The organism is Ferruginibacter sp. (genome assembly GCF_031430955.1).
Taxonomy (GTDB): domain Bacteria; phylum Bacteroidota; class Bacteroidia; order Chitinophagales; family Chitinophagaceae; genus Ferruginibacter.
In genome coordinates, this window is record NZ_JANPCM010000045.1 from 1 (window position 1) to 2,417 (window position 2,417).

Consider the following 2,417-nt stretch of genomic DNA (forward strand, 5'->3'; position numbering starts at 1 on the left):
TGTAAAAGATAATGGCAAAACTGTTGCTGATTATTTAAAGAGTGTAGATGCCGATTTAAAATTAGTAGAATTTAAAAGAGTAGCATTAGGCTAATACTTTTTCAAAGTTTATAAAAAGGGTTGTTTCATTTATTTGAAACAGCCCTTTTGCATTTACATACAATTGGGAAAAAAATGTCCCGTACTGCTGCAATTGTGTATTAAGTGCCATAGCTTTTGTACAATCTATTGTACCTAAAAATGTTTATTGGCTTAACAAAGCAGTTGGAAATTACTTTTTTTTATTGGCATATATTTTTCCGTTCATTATTATTCAATCATCAAAAAAAATATTTTTATGGATAAGAATTTAATGAACGAAGAAGCAGTGGATAAATTAAAAGAGCTGGCACTGGATATTGATATTGCTCTTTTTTGTACCAACTTAAAAACTGATGATGGATCTACCTGCAGGCCTATGAGTACACAGGGTGTAGATGAGGATGGAACCTTATGGTTTTTTAGTGCTAAGGACAGCGATAAGAACAGGGAAATAAAAGAAAATAATCATGTGCAGCTTTTTTACAGCCACCCGGGTAATATGAGCTACATGGTGGTAAATGGTACAGCTGAAATTTTGTTTGATAAAAATAAAGTTGAAGAGTTATGGTCGCCATTGGTAAAAACCTGGTTCCAGGGCGGTAAGGATGATCCGAATTTATCACTTATAAAAATTACGCCGGTTAGTGCTTATTACTGGGATACCCAAGGCAATAAGATGATCAACTTTTTTAAAATGCTGGCATCTGTTGCTACAGGTAAAACACTGGTAGATGCTGAAGAAGGTGCGTTGAATGTAAAATGATTTTGAAATATTACTGCATCTTATTACAATAAAAAGGGCGTTTCATTTTTTGAAACGCCCTTTTTTATTTATAGCATCCTGTATCAATTCTAATTGATTTTTATATTTCTGTATAAAATCTATTGCAATAAAGTCAATCGATCATACTTATTTATAAAATACCCACCACAGGGTATTGGGCAGGCTTTTATTTTTTGCACATTTACACCCTAAACTTTTAAGAATGAAAAAATTGTTAACCCTTGCAGTAACTTTTATTATGGCTACTGTAATTTTTGCCCAGCAACCAGCAAAAGAATGGACAAAAAAATTTCCCGGTAATGTAAAATGGTATCAGATATCCGATGCCGGTATTTTAGTAGTGTGCACAGGCGATGCGTTATACGGCCTTAATCCTGATACAGGAATAGAAACCTGGAAAGTAGATAATCTTGATGATGTAAAAGAAGAAAACTACGACCCCATTGAAGGTACTCCGTATGCGGCTTTAATTAAAAATAAATTTATGAGAGGTGCCGAGCATACCCTTATTGATGTGGTTACCGGCAAAGTTGTAGCCGATACAAAAGAACTTGATCTGGCCAATGTGGTAAAGCGCATCCATGTACCCGAATTAAACAGCATGATGTTTTATGGTACTTCACGCAGTAAAGGAAAATTTCAAATGGTGATGGTATCGCTTGCCGATGGCCGCAAAGTATGGGAGCAACTAAAACTGTTTGATAAAAACAGCGAAGAAGTGGTATCTAACGGGTTGGCAACAAACGATGGTATTTATATTGCAACCACAAAAAACATTTATAAACTTAATCAGCAAACCGGCGAAGTACTTTGGAGTGTGGATATGAAAACAGAAAAACCTGTGGTGGAAATGGAAGATAATAAAAAAGGCGGCTTTGGAAAATTAATGGGTGGTAAAGGAAAGCATATTGATTTAAGTGCCAGTGCCACATCAACCAGTGCACAGTTTTTTTTAAAAGACAATAATAAAGAGAAAGTGTATTTCTGGAACCAGGATGTACTGCTGGCTTATAATAACGCCGATGGTAAGCCGCTTACAAAAGAAGTGGAACTGCAATCGCCGGTGGCATATATTTTATACGACTCACACGGTATGCTGGTAACCACTACCGAAAAAACCCAAAAAGACCAGGCTACACAGGGCGGCAGCGGCGGAGGATTGATGGGAAAAATAAAACGTAAATCTGCATCGGGTAAAAACAGGGCATCTATTTTATGTATTGATCCTGCAACAGGTGAAAATAAATGGGGCGATGAAATAGATTTAAAAGGCGACGTTAGTGCTTACAAATTAGTGGGGAACAAATTAATTTTAGCTACTGCAAAAGATGATGGTGATAATTACATCAGCATTATTGATCTGGATGCAGGAAAATCTGTAACCAAAAAACCATTATCAATTAAAGGAGAGATCAGGGATTTACAAGTAGTGCCACAGGGTTTATACTACCGTACCTCCGACGAAATAAATATTTTAGATTTAGAGAGTGGTGATAAAACATGGAAGAAAGGGTTTAAAGTAAAAAATTGTGTGGGTGATAATGCCAGTAAT

2 protein-coding genes are annotated in these 2,417 nt (G+C 35.9%); both read left to right on the forward strand.

Annotation, left to right across the window (positions count from 1 at the left end; translation table 11 throughout):
* Positions 1-337 precede the first annotated feature (337 nt).
* A complete protein-coding gene (locus ACY65O_RS01245) occupies positions 338-844 on the forward strand; it encodes a pyridoxamine 5'-phosphate oxidase family protein (RefSeq protein ID WP_462219029.1) in 507 nt (168 codons plus the stop codon).
* Positions 845-1,067: 223 nt separating this feature from the next.
* The coding region (locus ACY65O_RS01250) for an outer membrane protein assembly factor BamB family protein (protein WP_462219030.1) at positions 1,068-2,417 on the forward strand (1,350 nt) is incomplete at its 3' end.